The sequence below is a fragment of the Planococcus chinensis genome, assembly GCF_042681545.1.
Taxonomy (GTDB): domain Bacteria; phylum Bacillota; class Bacilli; order Bacillales_A; family Planococcaceae; genus Planococcus; species Planococcus chinensis.
Window position 1 is genome coordinate 337667 of the sequence record NZ_JBHUFW010000002.1, and the last position, 15412, is coordinate 353078.

At 52.4% G+C, this 15412-nt stretch carries 10 protein-coding genes; all 10 read left to right on the plus strand.

Annotated features, from left to right (window positions below):
- Positions 1-32 precede the first annotated feature (32 nt).
- On the plus strand, positions 33-818 hold the full coding sequence (locus tag ACFSDB_RS01580; RefSeq protein WP_204891396.1) for an SDR family oxidoreductase: 786 nt from the start codon (positions 33-35) through the stop codon (positions 816-818).
- An 11-nt stretch (positions 819-829) separates the two neighbouring features.
- Positions 830-1327 carry a DUF4334 domain-containing protein gene (locus ACFSDB_RS01585; protein ID WP_204891395.1) on the plus strand — a complete coding sequence of 166 codons (498 nt, stop codon included), beginning with the start codon at positions 830-832 and terminating at the stop codon, positions 1325-1327.
- A gap of 113 nt (positions 1328-1440) precedes the next feature.
- Positions 1441-3207, plus strand: a complete 1767-nt coding sequence (recQ, locus tag ACFSDB_RS01590; protein ID WP_204891394.1) for a DNA helicase RecQ — start codon at positions 1441-1443, stop codon at positions 3205-3207.
- Positions 3208-3453: 246 nt separating this feature from the next.
- A complete protein-coding gene (gene gltB, locus ACFSDB_RS01595; RefSeq protein ID WP_204891393.1) occupies positions 3454-8040 on the plus strand; it encodes a glutamate synthase large subunit in 4587 nt (1528 codons plus the stop codon).
- 18 nt (positions 8041-8058) lie between these two features.
- Positions 8059-9546: a glutamate synthase subunit beta gene (locus tag ACFSDB_RS01600; RefSeq protein WP_204891392.1), complete on the plus strand. Its 1488-nt coding sequence runs from the start codon at positions 8059-8061 to the stop codon at positions 9544-9546.
- Between the two features lie 253 nt (positions 9547-9799).
- Positions 9800-10231, plus strand: coding sequence for a hypothetical protein (locus ACFSDB_RS01605; RefSeq protein ID WP_204891391.1), 432 nt, complete (start codon positions 9800-9802; stop codon positions 10229-10231).
- A 472-nt stretch (positions 10232-10703) separates the two neighbouring features.
- The gene (locus ACFSDB_RS01610; RefSeq protein ID WP_377338899.1) at positions 10704-11225 is read left to right on the plus strand and encodes an HD-GYP domain-containing protein; all 522 of its coding nucleotides are present in this window, start codon (positions 10704-10706) and stop codon (positions 11223-11225) included.
- Between the two features lie 130 nt (positions 11226-11355).
- Positions 11356-11916, plus strand: coding sequence for a hypothetical protein (locus ACFSDB_RS01615; RefSeq protein ID WP_204891389.1), 561 nt, complete (start codon positions 11356-11358; stop codon positions 11914-11916).
- Positions 11917-12059: 143 nt separating this feature from the next.
- Positions 12060-13517, plus strand: a complete 1458-nt coding sequence (locus tag ACFSDB_RS01620; protein WP_204891388.1) for a circularly permuted type 2 ATP-grasp protein — start codon at positions 12060-12062, stop codon at positions 13515-13517.
- Positions 13518-15395: an alpha-E domain-containing protein gene (locus ACFSDB_RS01625; RefSeq protein ID WP_204891387.1), complete on the plus strand. Its 1878-nt coding sequence runs from the start codon at positions 13518-13520 to the stop codon at positions 15393-15395.
- The last annotated feature ends 17 nt before the right edge of the window (positions 15396-15412 follow it).

Here is a 15412-nt window from a genome sequence, read left to right on the forward strand (position 1 = left end):
AAGGGTAAGCAGAAAAATAGGAGGATGATTGGATGAGTAAAACGATTTTTATCACAGGAGCGGGCAGCGGCCTGGCAAAAGGGGCGGCGCTCGGACTGGCGAAAGAGGGGCACCGTGTCATCGCGCCGGTGGAAATAGCGCCGCAGGTGACCGAATTGCGGGAAGCCGCAAAAGCCGAAGGGGTGGAGCTTGAGGTGTTCAAGATGGACATCACGAATCCGCAGGATCTGGCGCAGATGCTGGATTATGATTTTGACATATTTGTTGCGAACGCTGCGATCAATGAAGGCGGCCCGCTCGGAGAAGTGCCGATGGCCAATTTCCGGAAGCTCTTTGAAGTGAATGTTTTCAGTACGCTCGAAACGGCGCAGATTGCCGCGCAGAAGTTCGTGGCGAAAGGAAAAGGGAAAATTATCTTCATGTCATCGATGGCCGGCATAATGGCGACGCCGTACGTCGGTCCGTATACAGCCACAAAACACACAATCGAAGCCATCGCCCAGACGATGCAAAAGGAATTGAAGGAATTCGGCGTGCAGGTGGCCACCATCAATCCGGGCGCGTATGATACAGGGTTTAATGACCGCAGTGCAGAAGCGAAATGGAAATGGTACGACGAAGATCTCCATTTCACCAAAAAAGCGGACATGGAAGAGGCGGACAAGGCGCTTGAGGACCAGTATGACCCTGCCGATATGATTGCGAAAATGGTGGAGATCATACCACAGGATTCGCATAAATTCCGCACGGCATATCCGCCGGAGACGGAGAAGCAGATGAAGGAAGAAGAAGCGCAGCGCTGGGAAATGGACATTTAAGGAGGGCGGCGATGGGAGCGGAATCGGAATTCCTAAAAATTGCTGAAGCAGGCGAAACCGATACCTATACCGCTTGCTGGCTGTTCGATGAACTGGAAGCGGTCCCTCCCGAAGAACTGCTCGGTATTTGGCGGGGCCGTGAACTCCGTACCGGGCACCCGCTCGATGGAGTGATGAAAAAACTGAATTGGTACGGAAAGGCGTTCCATGATGCCGAAAGGGTCGACCCGCTTCTTTTCGAGCTCCTCGGCGGGAAAATCGCCGCGGTCGATCCGGCAACGGTGTACGAGAAAGGGAAATTGCTGGAGGCGCCAGGCGGAAAAGCGCGCATGCGCCGCATCGAACACCGCGGAAAGGCCAGTGCTGCCATGGTATACGATAATTTGCCGATCATCGATCATTTCCGCAAAGCGGGAGAAGGGGTGCTTTTAGGCATGATGGACAGAAAAGGCGACATAGCCCCTTACTTTTTTATATTGGAGAAAACAGCGGCAGTTCCAGAGGCATGAGCTTTTGGGACTGTTTTTTGTTTTGGCCCTTTTCTTCGGTTTCGCAAGAAGAAAAAGGGGGTCCGGATGTGATAAGCTGTTTAGTACGATACGATTCTTAGGAGTGTTTGATTTTGTTGGAAGAAGCAAGAAAATTATTGCAGTCGCACTTTGGCTATGAGTCCTTCCGGACCGGGCAGGAGCAGGCGATATCCCAGGTGTTTGACGGACAAAACACCATTTGCGTCATGCCGACCGGCGGCGGGAAATCGATGTGCTATCAAATTCCGGCCCTTGTCATGGAAGGCACGACAATCGTCGTTTCTCCGCTGATTTCCTTGATGAAGGACCAAGTGGATTCGCTTTTGGCGGCCGGCATCCCGGCTGCGTATATAAACAGCTCGCTCGGTTTTGAGGAAGTGCGTGAGACCTTGCATGACGTACAGCGCGGTGCGATCAAGCTCCTTTATATTGCGCCGGAGCGGCTTGATTCGGAAATGTTCCTGAACGAACTGCAAGGCGTCCATGTGCCGTTGATTGCAGTGGATGAAGCGCATTGTATTTCCCAATGGGGCCATGATTTCCGCCCGAGTTACCGGCTCATCAGCCGGATGGCCGGCTTGTTTCCGAATAACCCGACCGTGCTCGCTTTGACTGCGACGGCAACGCCGCAAGTGCGGGAAGACATCTGCCGCCTGCTTGATATCGAAGAGCAGCATTCCGTCATGACCGGTTTTGAGCGTGCCAATTTGACGTTCTCGGTCATCCGGGGGCAGGACCGCGACCGGTTCGTGAAGGAATATGTGCAGAAAAACGAAAAAGAAGCGGGCATCATTTACGCGGCGACCCGGAAAACGGTGGATTCCGTGTACGAGATGCTCATCAAAAAAGGCGTCAAGGCTGCCAAGTATCATGCAGGCATGCCGGACCATGAACGCAAAATCGGGCAGGAGCGTTTTCTGAACGACGAAGTGACCGTGATGGTGGCGACAAATGCATTCGGGATGGGGATTGATAAATCGAATATCCGCTACGTCATCCATTACCAGCTGCCGAAAAACATGGAAAGCTATTACCAGGAAGCAGGCCGTGCGGGGCGCGATGGCTTGCCGAGTGAGTGCATCGTGCTGTATGCATCGCAGGATGTCCAGACGCAGCGCTTTCTGATCGACCAGGCGCAGGATCCGAGCCGGATTCCGGGCGAGCTGGCGAAATTGCAGGGAATGGTCGATTACTGCCATACCGAAAATTGCCTGCAGCAGTTCATCATCCATTATTTCGGCGATACCGGCGCAGAACCTTGCGGCCATTGCAGCAGCTGCAGCGATGACCGGGAAAGCAAGGACGTGACCCAGGACGTGCAGATGGTGTTGTCATGCGTCGTTCGGATGGGCCAGAAATTCGGCAAGATGATGACGGCCCAAGTGCTGACAGGTTCACGGAACAAGAAAGTGCTCGATTTCGGGTTCGACAAATTGTCCACGTATGGCATTTTGAAGCACCAGAACGCGAAAGAAGTGGCGAATTTGATCGAGTTTATGATCTCTCAGGAACTTCTGGCCGTTGAACAAGGTTCTTTTCCGACGATCTATGTGCCGGACGGCGGGCGCGATGTGCTTCTTGGAAAGCGCAAAGTGCTGCGCAAAGGCGCGGTCGTCACCAAGCAGATCACCCAGAACGATCCGCTGTTCGAGGAGCTTCGGAAAATCCGCAAGGAGCTGGCAGATGATGCCGGTGTACCGCCGTTTGTCATCTTCTCGGACAAAACCTTGCAGGATATGTGCGCACGAAAGCCTCAGACGGAAGAGGAATTCCTTGAAGTGAACGGTGTCGGCGCCAACAAACTCGAGAAATACGGAGAAGCTTTCCTGGAAGCAATCCGCAATTTTCCAAGTGAATAAGAAGTGACGAAAAGGCCAATTCTCTATTGGCCTTTTTTATTTGTATTATTAAAATGCATAATTATTCATAAGACTATATGACCTTAGTGGCGAATAAAGCCTATTTGTAAGCGTTTTCAAGAGAATCCAAATATTTAAAAGTTAGAAAATAATTTTTTTCCGCATAAAACATGTATATATATTCATTGTCTATGATATAATTTTCTGATAATATGACACTCTAGCACATTAAAGGGGGCGGTTTGATTGATAAAGAAAGAATATCCATTACCACAAGGGCTTTACCACCCGGATCAGGAGCATGAAGCATGCGGCATCGGAATGATCGCGAATATCAATGGCGAGAAATCGCATTCCATCGTCCAGAATGCGGTCAATATTCTTTGCAATCTTGAACACCGCGGCGGCCAATCGTCCGATACCAGCACAGGAGACGGAGCAGGCATTCTGACGCAGATTCCCCATCGCTTTTTCCTCAAGCAATGTGAAAAGGAAGGTATAAAACTCCCGGCGGAAGGCCGGTACGGCATCGGCATGATGTTCATGCCGCAGGATTATGACCTGCGCATGAAAGTGAAGGAGATCATTCAACAAATCGTCCAGGAAGAAGGGCAGCAATGCCTGGGCTGGCGCCCGGTGCCGGTCAACGATTCGTTTGTCGGCAAAGTGGCCGCAAAAACAAAGCCGGTGATCCGCCAAGTGTTCATCGAAGCTTCAGAAGATTTGACAGGCCGTATGGACGTGGAGCGGAAATTATATATTATCCGCAAGCGCATCGAGTTTGAGATGGGCAAGGAAGAGGTGTTTAAAGATGTGTATTTCAGCAGCCTGTCTGCGGGGACGATTGTCTATAAAGGCATGCTCATCCCGGAACAGCTGGATTCGTTCTACATCGACCTCAACCATCCCGAATTCAAATCGGCCCTTGCCCTCGTCCATTCCCGCTTCAGCACGAATACGTTCCCGAGCTGGCAGCGTTCGCACCCGAACCGCTATTCCATCCATAACGGCGAATTCAATACGCTGAGAGGGAATGTCAACTGGATGCGTGCGCGCCAGCAGATGTGCAGCTCCCCTTACTTCAACGAAGAGGAGCTTGCGAAGGTGCTTCCAGTCATCGATGAAAGCGGCAGCGATTCCTCGATGTTCGACAATTGCTTTGAATTCCTGCATTTGTCGGGCCGCTCGCTTGCACATACTGCCATGATGATGGTCCCGGAGCCTTGGGTGAACGATCCGACCATCAAACAGGAGAAACGGGATTTCTACGAATACCACAGCACGCTCATGGAGCCTTGGGATGGGCCGGCGGCGCTGGTCTTCACAGACGGCAATCAGATTGCAGCTTGCCTTGACCGCAACGGGCTGCGCCCGGCGCGTTATTATGTGACCAAAAGCGGCATGATTGTCCTAGGATCGGAAGTCGGGGCGCTGGATATTTTTGCGGATGACATCGTCTACAAGGAGCGCCTGCACCCGGGCAAGATGCTGCTGGTTGATCTCGAAGCCGGCAAAATCATTCCGGATGAAGAAATCAAATTGCAGATTGCGGCGGAATTGCCATACCGCGACTGGATTGAAACGAATATGCTTGATTTGGAGGACCTCCCGGAACCGGCAGTTTCACCAAATACGACGAATGCGGCAGAGCTGTTTGAACAGCAAAAAGCTTTCGGCTATACGACAGAAGAAGTGCAGAAAATCATCAAGCCGCTTGCTGTGGAAGGGAAAGACCCGGTCGGTTCGATGGGCTATGATTCGCCGCTGGCCGTACTGTCGAAAAAACCGCAGCTCTTGTACAGCTATTTCAAGCAATTGTTCGCGCAAGTGACGAATCCGCCGATCGATGCGATCCGTGAGCATATCATCACAGCGGCACGGACCACCATCGGAGCAGAAGGGAACCTGGTGCAGCCGGACCCTGACTGCTGCCGCCACATCCGGCTGGAGTCGCCCGTATTGTCGAACGGGCAATTGGAGCGTCTGCGCCAGCAGCAGCTGCCGGAATTCAAGGCAGTGACGCTGCCGATTTTATTTGCAAAAGAAGGCGGAGCGGCAGCGATGGAACAGGAACTTGAAGCGCTGTTCGACAAGGCCGATGCGGCATATGAAGCAGGTGTGACCTTGCTGATCCTGTCCGACCGCGGCGTGGATAAAGAACATGCGGCCATCCCGGCGCTATTGGCAGTTTCCGGCCTGCACCACCACCTGATCCGGAAGGGGACGCGGACAAAACTGAGCATCCTTCTTGAATCCGCAGAACCGCGGGAAGTCCACCATTTCGCTGCGCTTCTCGGGTACGGTGCGGAAGGCATCAACCCATATTTGGCGCTCCGTTCGGTAGAGGAGCTGGCCCTGTCCGGTGACCTTGCCGGCGCAGCATATGCCGAAGCGGAAGAGCGCTATATCAGTGCTGTGACGGACGGCATTATCAAAGTGCTGTCGAAAATGGGCATTTCGACCATCCAGAGTTACCGCGGCGCCCAAATCTTCGAAGCCGTCGGCATCCATATGGACGTGATCGACCGTTATTTCACCCGTACGCCATCACGGCTTGGGGGAATCGGGCTGGATATCATCGCTGAAGAAGTGCTGATGCGCCACAGGCAGGCTTTTCCTGAACGGGAAGGCGGCGAAGGGGCGCTCGAGCCGGGGGATGAATACCAGTACCGGGCGAACGGCGAAGCGCATGCCTATAATCCGGTCACCATTCATACCCTGCAGCAGGCATGCCGCACCAACAATTACGATACGTTCAAAAAATACACCGGCCTGTTGACGGGCGAAACTTCAGCTGTCCAATCGCTGCGCGGCTTGCTGGAATTCAAGAAGCAAGAGCCAGTGCCGATCGACGAAGTGGAAACGATCGAGCAGATTTGTGCCCGCTTCAAAACCGGCGCGATGTCGTTTGGCTCCATCAGCCAGGAAGCACATGAAGCGCTGGCCGTCGCGATGAACCGCATCGGCGGCCGCTCAAATTCCGGCGAGGGCGGAGAACAATCCGAACGCTTTGTTCCGGATGCAAACGGCGACAGCCGCCGGAGCGCGATCAAGCAGGTGGCGTCAGGGCGATTTGGCGTGACGAGCCATTACTTGGTGAATGCCGATGAAATCCAGATTAAGGTGGCCCAAGGGGCAAAACCGGGAGAAGGCGGCCATCTACCGGGCAAGAAAGTTTATCCCTGGGTAGCGGAAGTGCGGGGTTCAACGCCTGGCGTTGAACTGATTTCGCCGCCGCCGCACCACGACATCTATTCGATCGAAGACCTGGCGGAATTGATCTTCAACCTGAAGAACGCCAATCCGCGCGCCCGCATCAGCGTCAAGCTGGTATCTGCAGTCGGCGTCGGGACAATCGCCGCCGGCGTTGCAAAAGGCCGGGCGGACGTCGTCCTGATCAGCGGCTATGACGGGGGGACCGGAGCTGCGCCTAAGACCAGCCTGAAGCATACCGGACTGCCATGGGAAATCGGTTTGGCCGAAACCCATCAGACCCTGCTTCTCAACGGCTTGCGCGACCGCATTGTCGTAGAGACGGACGGCAAAATGATGACCGGCCGCGACGTCGTCACGGCAGCGCTTTTGGGCGCGGAAGAGTTCGGCTTTTCCACTGCCCCGCTCGTCGTACTCGGCTGCATCATGATGCGCGTTTGCCATATGGACACATGTCCAGTCGGCATCGCGACTCAGAACCCGGAGCTCCGTAAGAAATACATGGGCGATCCGGAGCATGTTGCGAACTTCATGCGCTTTATCGCAAGGGAAACACGCGAACTGATGGCGGAGCTCGGCTTCCGCACGGTCGATGAAATGATTGGAAGAACCGATGTGCTGCAAATGAAAGAAGATATCGACCATTGGAAAGCGAAAGGGCTGGATCTGTCGGTGCTGCTGCACCAGCCGGACCTGCCGGAAAAAGTCGGCCGCTATGCCACGGTCAAACAAGATCACGGCCTTCGCCAGACCTTGGATTACCAGGAGCTTCTGCCGCGCTGCCGGAATGCGATTGAAACCGGCGAACCGGTGGAAGTGACGACCGCGATCCGCAATATCCACCGGGCGACCGGCACGATTATCGGGAGCGCGATTTCCAAGCGCTACGGAGCCGAAGGGCTTCCGGAAGATACCGTCAGATTCAATTTCCAGGGCTCTGCCGGCCAAAGCTTCGGGGCGTTCATTCCAAAAGGCATGACGCTGAAGCTGGTCGGGGATGCCAACGATTTTGTCGGAAAAGGATTGTCGGGAGGGAAGATCATCGTCTTCCCGGCACCGGATTCGACGTTTGTCCCTGAGAAGAACATCATCATCGGCAACGTGTCGTTTTACGGGGCTTCCTCAGGCGAGGCGTATATCCACGGAGTGGCAGGCGAACGCTTTGCTGTCCGCAACAGCGGTGCGCAGATCGTCGTAGAAGGTGTGGGAGACCATGGCTGTGAATATATGACGGGCGGACGCGTCGCCATCCTTGGCCCGACCGGCAAGAACTTTGCTGCCGGAATGTCCGGCGGAGTGGCCTATGTCCTTGATGAGGACGGCACGTTCAGCAGCCGCTGCAACCCAGAAATGGTCCACATGCAGCCGCTTGCGGAGCCGGCTGAAAAAGAGGAGCTGCGCGAAATGCTCCAAAAGCATGTCCAATACACGGACAGCAGCAACGGCAAACGGATTCTGGCGTTCTGGGACATCTTCTCGGAGAAGTTTGTCCGCGTCATTCCGAAAGCCTACTTGAAGATCAACGACCGCATCGACAAGCTGCAAAAGAGCGGCATGTCGAAGTTTGATGCCGAAATGGCGGCTTTTGAAGAAAGCAAGATGGCGGGAGCCGGAAAATAGACGTTAAGGAGGGGTTTGATGGGAAAAGCGACAGGCTTTATGGATTACAGCCGCCAGACGATCAAAGAGCGGAATCCGGCGGAACGTACCAAGGATTGGACCGATTACACGATTCCCTTATCAGATGAGGAAGTCAGGAAGCAAGGGGCCCGCTGCATGGATTGCGGCGTGCCGACCTGCCAATCGGGAATGGAGCTGGCCGGTGCGACGACAGGCTGTCCGGTGTATCACCTGATCCCTGAATGGAACGACCTGGTCTACCGTGGGCAGTGGAAAGAGGCGCTGCACCGGGAACATGTCATGAACAATTTTCCGGAATTTACAGGAGCGGCCTGCCCGGCGCCGTGCGAAGGCGCCTGTGTGCTGGGGATCAACGAGCCTCCTGTAGCGATCCGGACGGTGGAGCGCTCCATCATCGAGAAAGGCTTTGCGGAGGGGTGGGTGGTTCCGGAGCCGCCGAAGACGCGGACCGGCAAGAAAGTGGCGGTCATCGGTTCCGGGCCAGCCGGCTTGGCAGCGGCAGCCCAACTCAATAAAGCCGGACACCTGGTCACGGTATTCGAACGCAGCGACCGCGTCGGCGGCTTGCTGACCTATGGCATCCCCGAGATGAAACTGTCGTATGAGACGGTCTTGCGCCGGGTGAAGATCCTCGAGCAGGAAGGCATTACGTTCATTACCAATACGGAAGTCGGGAAAGATTATCCTGTTTCCTCGCTCCGTTCAGATTTTGACGCGGTCGTCATGTGCGGCGGCGCAACGGTCCACCGGGACGTCCAATTGGAAGGCAGGGAGCTGAAAGGCATCCATTACGCTATGGATTTCCTCCACAGCAGCACCAAGAGCCTGCTTGATTCGAATTTTGAAGATGGCAACTTTATCTCCGCAGAAGGCAAGGACGTCATCGTTATCGGCGGCGGGGACACTGGAACCGATTGCCTGGCCACTTCTGTGCGCCAGAACTGCCGGAACCTTGTGCAGTTTGATGTCTACGATAAAAAAGGCGCGATCCGCGACGAAGCCGGAAATCCATGGCCGCAGTATCCGCGCATTCACCGAGTGGAATACGGCCAGAAAGAAGCGGCTGCCGCTTTCGGCCATGACCCGCGCGCGTTCGCGGTCATGACGAAAAAATTCGTCGGCGACGAAGAAGGCAACGTCAAGGAAGTGCATACGGTCAACGTGAAATTGAAGATTGATGAGAACGGCAACCGCATCCGTGAAGAGATTCCGGGCACCGAGAAAGTCTGGAAAGCGGACCTGGTCCTTTTGGCCATCGGATTCAGCGGGCCTGAACAAGGGCTGATCCAACAGCTAAATGTGGAAACTACCGAGAAATCAACCGTCAAAGCAGCGTACGGCAAGTACAAGACGAACATTGAAGGTGTTTTTGCAGCTGGCGATATGCGCCGCGGCCAAAGCCTGATTGTATGGGCGATCAATGAAGGGCGCGAAGCCGCAAGAGAATGCGACCGTTTCCTGATGGGATCGACTGTATTGCCATAAATCGAGAAGAACCAGGAGCTTGCGCTTCTGGTTTTTTAGTTATGCAAGAAAGGAATAGTGCATAAGGTTTTAATGAATGTTAAGATTTGGTGAATACTGTTGTACTATATACCCGGTTCTTATATACTAAAGGAGTTGGGCCAGCTATTTTACACCGGTCTATGTACTGGGAGTTCAGGGGGAACCTCCACTATATCGCCAGCCGGCTGGCATGATTGTGAACGCAACAACCGACCTGATTGGAGGAATGAGAATGTTCAAGAAAACTGCACTTGCTGTTTTGTTTTCGGTAGTTCTTACGGTGATGCTCGGGACTTCGGCCTTTGCGGCAGAAGAAGGAATCAGCCCGGAAATCGCTGAAGCATTGGCGGAGATTGAAGAAGTGAACACAGAGATTTACGCGGAGATCGCTGAAGCTCAAGCAGAAGCCGACGCATTATACACCGAATACCTTTCCGAATATGCTGAAGAAACAGATGCTGAAAAGCGTACTGCCTTAACAGCTGAGTATGATTTGAAAGTGAATGCATTGATCCATAAGCTAGACGTCAAGACGCAGGAAATGACGCGTGCCGGAGTGGCAAAAGCCACCGCTGCAGGTGTGAATGTGGAAGTCGTCTGGATTCCGGTGCAGTTCGCTGACCGTGTTGCGATGATTGACCCGATTCACGTTATTGACTGGTAGAATAGATTGTACTTAGATGGATTCATCAATTACTATGAGAGTATAGGATTCCTATACTCTCATAGTTTTTTTAGAAGGAAGTGGATTTGTGAAAGGCTTAAATATACTGAAAGATAATTATCTTGAAACAGTAAGCAATGGATCCACTACACTCAGTCTTTTAGGACGTGGCGATGGAGTGGAACTGATGATACAAACGGTTTTGAAAGATAAAATGTTTGTACTGCTTCCTGGTGAAGGCGAAAATGTTCAAGAATTTTTCTATATATTAGAAGGGGAAGTTGAAGCAGAATTAGATGGAGAAAAAATTCAGATCGAAAAAGATGGATTTTTTTCTGCGATCAGCATTGAAGAAACTGTTTATTTCCTAGCAAAGACAGAAGTGAAAATTCTTTCTGTGTCTAACACTCCTACTTTTCATTATCTTAGCGAAGAAATAAAAGATTTGCGTAGAATAGGTGAAAAAGTAGAAATGAAAGACAGGTATACCTTCAAGCATAGCTCGAGGGTCTCTAAATATGCAGTCAAAACGGCGACAAAAATGGGATTGGAAAGAGCCCGTATCCATAATCTGTTTATTGCCTCCATCCTCCACGACATTGGCAAAATCAACATTCCGGAAGAAGTGCTCAAAAAGCCGGCCAAACTGACGGATGAAGAATTCGCATTGGTCAAAAAGCATCCAGGCGATGGAGCGGAAATGCTGCGCCAAACCGCATACGCCGATTTGGCGGATATTGTCGAACAGCATCATGAGCGCGTCAACGGCCGGGGATACCCGTTCGGCTTGAAAGACGAAGAGATTTTGACGGAAGCGAAGATCATCGGAGTTTGCGATACTTTCGATGCGATGACCGAAGACCGCGCCTACCGGAAAGCGTTCACGGCAGAATACGCGATGAATGAGCTGAAACAGCTTGCGGGAATCCAGTATGATTCGGCAGTAGTGGAAGCGTTTGAACAGGTCCTTCTGGAAGAAGGGAAAATTTCATAAGTAGCGCCACCCAAGACACCTCATCCAATGAATGGTGTCTTTTATTTTTTTCATGAAAGGTTTGAAAATATTTGAAATAGTCAATACTAATTAATACAGTATATTTTAAAATGATGAAGGAGTGGTAGATATGGCTAGAAAATCCGGCGGTACATTCGGCAAGTTGGTTTTATTGGGAGTAGGGGCATTGATCGGGGCTGCTATGACCCAGAAGAAAGAAGGGCAAGGCGGAACTTCGACTTCGCAGGCAGGCAATTTGAAAGAATCGGTCGTCAAGGGCTTGGATCGTTTGAATGAGCAGTCCGGCGGCATGGTCGATAAAATGAAACCGACTGTCAACAAAGCAGTAGAAGCTGTAAAAGGCGCAATGGAAGGCCAACAGCAGATGCTGGACAAGGAAAAAGATGCACTCGACAAAGCCAATGAAACGCTGAACAAAGAAGTCGGCGGATCGACAAGTTCCGGTTCTACAGGCTCCGGGACTACGGGTTCTTCTGCTGGGTCGACTTCAGGAATGTCGAGCTCCGACAAAGCGGGCAGCGGCACTTCCGGCACGGCTGGCGGTTCTTCAGTCTCTTCATCGAGCACATCTTCAACCGGCACGACTCCAAGCGGCGGCGTTTACGGCGGCAGCACTGCCTACAGCGAATCGTTGAAAAAGAATCTGGATGAAGATGACAAGAAAAAATAAGTTTTCAGAAAATTTAACATTTTAACTTTAAAATAGGATAAAATGAATTCAGAGAAAAGCTATAGCTCCCAAGAAAAGAGCCATAGCTTTTTTCTGCCTTTACAGGTGCAATGCAGGTATTCCACTTTATAAGGAGGGTCCATATGTTCGAGTCGTACAGCACCAAACCGTTTTTTGATGAAATGTTTGATGAAAATGGAACTCCAAAGCCTCATTACAGGAAGTTCTATAATACACTCCGCAAGTTCTCTGAAGAGGAACTGAAAGAAAAGCACGAGACCGCGCAATTGTCGTTTTTGCGGGAAGGCATCACATTTACCGTCTACAATAATAATGTCGGCACGGAACGGACGATGCCCTTTGATTTTGTCCCGATCATCATCTCCCCGGAAGAATGGGAAACGATCGAGAAAGGCATGATCCAGCGGACGGAGGCTCTGAACCGTTTCCTCGATGATGTCTACCATGAAGGGAAAATCCTGGCTGACGGCATCGTTCCGCGCAGGCTGGTGGAGGATAACCCCTATTATTACGCCAAGCAGGTCCAAGGCATCGACATTCCGCTGAAAAATCATATTTTCCTTGCCGGCATCGATCTAATACGGGACGAACACGGCAAGTACCACGTGCTCGAGGATAATCTGCGCAATCCTTCAGGAATGTCCTATGTCTACCAGAACCGCTACGTCATGCGGCAAGTCTATCCTGAATTCTTCAGCAATCATTCCGTCCATGCGCTTGAACATCAAATGTCCTATCTGCACGAAGCCATCCTCGACCATGCACCCAAGACCACCAATGAAAAGCCGTTCGCCGTCCTCCTGACGCCGGGCATGTACAATTCCGCTTATTACGATCACGTTTTCCTGGCCCAGCAAATGGGCATCGACCTCGTGGAAGGACGGGATCTCCTGGTGAAGGACAATATCGTTTACATGAAATCCATCCGCGGCCTTCAACGGGTCGACATCATCTACCGCCGAATCGATGACGATTTCTTGGACCCGGCAGCGTTCCGGGAGGACTCCGCTCTTGGTGTCCGCGGATTGACAGAAGCCTACCGCCATGGGAACGTCGCAATTTTGAACGGCATCGGCAACGGCGTGGCGGACGACAAAGCGATCTATGCCTATGTGCCGGAGATGATCCGCTATTACCTGGGCGAAGAGCCGATTATCGACAACGTGAAAACTTATCTGCTTGATAACGAAGAAGACAGGGAATGGGTACTTGAACACCTGGAAGAACTGGTGGTGAAAAATGTCGGTGCTTCCGGCGGCTACGATATGCTGGTCGGCCCTCATGCCTCCAAGGAAATGATCGAGCTGTTCCGTGAAAAAATCATCGAAGCGCCGCATCAGTATATCGCGCAGCCGACCATCAAGCTTTCAAGGGCACCGGCTTACCAGGGAGAAGAATTCTATCCGTGCCATGTCGATTTGCGCGTGTTTGTCATGAGAGGGAAGAACACCCGCGTGCTGCCCGGCGGATTGTCCCGCGTGGCGCTGAAAAAAGGCTCGCTCGTCGTCAATTCTTCCCAAGGCGGCGGCGGAAAAGATACCTGGGTCTATAAAGAGAAGGAAGAAAGGGGGGCACTGTAGATGCTGAGCCGAGTTGCGAATTCGCTGTACTGGCTGTCGCGGAATGCGGAGCGGGCGGAGAACAACGCCCGCATTCTGGATGTCCAGCTCCTTCAGATGATCGAAGCGTCTGACGAAGAGCTTGTCCGCGACAGCGACTGGAAACTGATTTATGAAATCTGTGCTTCAAGCGAAGAATTGAATGCGCTGAAATCACAATCCGATTATAATGAAGACCAACTGGTGAGCTATTTGGCGGTAACCGAAGAAAATCCCAACTCTGTCGCAAACTGCGTGCGTACAGCACGTGAAAACGCCCGGGTCAGCCGGGACCATATCACCGACGATTACTGGAAGACCTGGAACCGCTGCTATCTTGCCCTCCAGGACATGGACACCCGGAATTGCCAGACGGCTGAAATCCGTTATTTCCTGGACCGGGTGAAAAACACGTCATTGACCTCCCAGGGAATCGTTGAAGCGTCGATGGCCCGCGGAGTGGAATACCAGATCATCAAAATCGCCAAATGGCTGGAGCGGGCGGAAAAGACGGCGCGCATCCTGAATGTCGTATGTGAGCGGACATATGAACAGCAGCTGAACGCCCAGACGGAGAATTATTATTATTGGCTGTCGGCGCTTCGGATGACCAATGCCTACGACGCATACTTGAAAGCCAATCCGCCGAAAATGGACCCTCGGGCAGTCTTGAGTTTCCTGATTGCCAATAAAACCTTCCCGAGATCCATCCGCTATTGCCTTGATCATGTCAGGGAAGCAATCGATGAACTCGAAGAAGGGAAGATCTCCCATTATTCCTGGGAACTTTACGCCAAGCTTGATCAAGTGCGGACCGAATTCGAAGAAGTGGACCTGGATGAATTGTCGACAGACGGCATGCTGGAGTTCCTGAACCACTTCCAGGACGGCTGCAACGAAATCGGACAGCTGTTCTCCAAAACCTATTACCTGATCGATCCTTCTGTTGAAGAACAGGGGGCCAGCCAGACACAAACACAATCCATGAGTGCGAAGGGAAATGCATCTATGAAATATAAAATTGAGCATACGAATATTTTTGAATACGAAACTATCGTCGACCAAAGCATGAACTCCATCCGGCTGAAGCCAAGGTCTGATGAATGCCAGCGGCTGCTTTCATATCGGGCGGATATCACGCCGGCATCTCTGACGAAAGAGCACATCGACATCTGGGGCAATAACGTTGAGACGTTCTTCATTGCCGAACATCACCGCCACCTTGAAGTGAAGACGACGTCGACAGTCAGCATCCAGAAAAGCCCGTTCATCCACCGCATCGACTACTCGCCGGAAATGGAGGCCATCTTCCATTCGAAGCTGTTTGCGGAACAATACTTGGCCTATCTTAGCAATACCGCTTATACGTATCTGACGCCGGACCATATCGGGCAAGTGGACGGGACGCTCGGCGAAATGATCAATCCGGTCCAGTATTCCATCGATGTCATGAATTATCTGCACGACCGCTTTACGTATGACGGCGAATCAACGACGGTTTCGACACAAGCGCAAGAATCGTTCGAACTTATGAAAGGCGTCTGCCAGGACATCACCCACGTTATGCTGGGCATCCTGCGCGCCAAAAATATCCCAGCCCGCTACGTCAGCGGCTATCTGTACGTTGGCGAAAACTCCGCCTTGGTCGGGGACGCGGCAAGCCATGCCTGGGTAGAAGTGATGGTTCCGGGAATCGGCTGGGTCGGTTTGGACCCGACGAATAACGTGGAAGCGCTGGAACACCACATCATGGTGGGCGTAGGGCGCGATTACAACGACGTCAGCCCGGTGCAGGGCGTTTACCGGGGCGGCAGCCAGTCGCTGGACGTCAAGGTGTCCGTCAGCCTGCTCGATCAATAAGGGAATAAAAGCGGCGG